Origin of the sequence: Streptomyces sp. FH025, from assembly GCF_017427025.1 — a bacterium.
Lineage (GTDB): Bacteria > Actinomycetota > Actinomycetes > Streptomycetales > Streptomycetaceae > Kitasatospora.
On record NZ_JAFLNG010001101.1, the window covers coordinates 1 to 1,598 of the forward strand.

Sequence of the window (1,598 nt, forward strand, 5' to 3'; positions counted from 1 at the left end):
TGTCCGACGACCAGCCGCACACCCGTACGCGGCTGCCGGTCGGCGAACAGCCCGTATCCACGCCGACCCTCCGTCAGTCCAGGCCGCTGCGCACCCTGCTGACCGTCCTCGTGGTGGTCACCCTGCTCGTGGTGGCCATCTCCATCGCCAACCGCGCCAAGCCCGTCCCCGGCAACGGGGGCGGCTCCGCCGACCGCGCGGCCCCCATCGCCCCCTCCGGCGCCGGCCCCGCCGCCAGCGGCGACCAGCCCGTGGGCACCACCGTCAACGGCATCCCGTCCGGCTACCCGCACAGCGAACAGGGCGCCCAGTCCGCCGCGGCCAACTACGCGGTGGCGATCGGCTCCCCGGACATGTTCCGCACCGACAGCCGCCACACCATCGTCGCCACCATCGCCGACCCCGGCGCGGCGGGGGCACTGCAGAGCCGACTGGACCAGGGCTTCGGCGGCGACACCGCCGCCCGCTACGGCCTCGACGCCCAGGGCCGCGCCCCCAAGGGCCTCACGTTCGTCAGCCGCACCGTCCCGGTCGGCACCAGGTCGACCGGCTACAGCGACGGCGACGCCAAGGTCGAGGTGTGGTGCACCGGCCTCACCGGCCTCGCCGGCGAACGCTCCGTCCAGCCGGTGACCACCAACTGGTTCACCCTCACGCTCTCGCTCCACTGGACGGGCAGCGACTGGAAGCTCAGCGACTTCACTCGCAAGTCAGGTCCGGCCCCCATGCCAGGCGACCAGCAGGCCGCGACAGCGGATGAGATCGCCGGAACAGCAGAGCAGTTCGGAGGGTTCCGCTATGCGCGTTGACGGTGCGGTCGGGCGATGGCTTCCCCGGTTCGGCCGGGTCACCACCGCCATTGGATTCGTGCAAGTGGCAGCCATCGGCATGGCGTCCCGCGCCTTCGCGGAGCCGAGCCCAAGTCCTTCGGCCACCAACAACTGCGATGTCCTGCCGCTTCCGGGTAGTGACGTCTACTGCGCTTCCAAGCCCGGAGGCTCGGTGCCCGGCGGTGGCACCGTCAACAACGTCACCGATCCGCTCGGGTCGCTCGCCAAGGGGTGTGCTCAGGCGGCGGCGTGGGTGGTGCGGAACCTGTCGGGGGCGATCGACGGGACGACGCAGGTGGACTTCACCAATGCGTCGTTCCTGCAGCAGTACGCCGTGGTGTTCGCGGTGTCGACGGTGATCACGCTGGTGCTGTGGCTGCTGGCGGTGACCAAGCGGGCGGTGCGGGGGGCGCCGCTGACGACGGCGATCTCGGAGGCGATCGGCTTCCTGTGGTTGACCGTGGTGGCCTCCGCGTTCACGCCGCTGATCCTGTACACCGTGGTGAGCGTGACGGACGGGCTGACCAAGGCGATCGCGGTCGGGACGAAGTCGGACACCGGGACGTACCTGGGCGGGTTCGCCGACACCCTGGAGAAGGGGAACGTCGGCGGCGGGCCGCTGATCCTGGTGCTGGTGTCGCTGGTGGCGGTGCTGGCGGCGGCGGTGCTCTGGATCGAGCTGCTGATCCGGGCGGCGATGCTGTACGTGGGCGCGCTGCTGGGTACGGCGGTGTACGCGGGGCTGGTGGACAAGCAGATGTGGAAGCA

At 71.0% G+C, this 1,598-nt stretch carries 1 protein-coding gene and 1 pseudogene; both read left to right on the top strand.

Features of this window, described 5'->3' with window-relative positions:
• Positions 1-809 (top strand): hypothetical protein (locus tag J0670_RS37670; protein WP_207817275.1); only part of this gene is annotated, 809 nt, incomplete at its 5' end.
• A gap of 79 nt (positions 810-888) precedes the next feature.
• A pseudogene (locus J0670_RS37675) lies at positions 889-1,598 on the top strand (hypothetical protein); the annotation flags it as partial.